Below are 360 nucleotides of genomic sequence, written 5' to 3'. Positions count from 1 at the left end.
TTTCATACTTCTTCGTTATCACAAATTTAAATGCTCATTTACGAAAGTAAACTGCGTTTTAAATTTATTCAACTCATCGTCTGAGAAACGATTTCTTTAAATAATATTTTCAACAATCACAATTAAATATTATATCAAATTATAATGTTTAATGCAATCATCATTTAATTTGAATGTTTGAAATAAACATTCAAAACTGAATACAATATGTCACGTTAATCCATCATCTCTACGAGATGTTCCGAATATATCCTTAGAAAGGAGGTGATCCAGCCGCACCTTCCGATACGGCTACCTTGTTACGACTTCACCCCAATCATTTGTCCCACCTTCGACGGCTAGCTCCAAATGGTTACTCCA

The 360-nt window shown here is 33.1% G+C and carries 1 rRNA gene; it reads right to left on the bottom strand.

From position 1 onward, the window contains the following. Positions 1–257 precede the first annotated feature (257 nt). A 16S ribosomal RNA gene (locus tag E2558_RS12275) occupies positions 258–360 on the bottom strand; the annotation flags it as partial.

The sequence above is a fragment of the Staphylococcus pragensis genome, assembly GCF_004785665.1.
GTDB classification, from domain to species: domain Bacteria; phylum Bacillota; class Bacilli; order Staphylococcales; family Staphylococcaceae; genus Staphylococcus; species Staphylococcus pragensis.
This window is presented reverse-complemented; position numbering and strand designations above follow the sequence as displayed.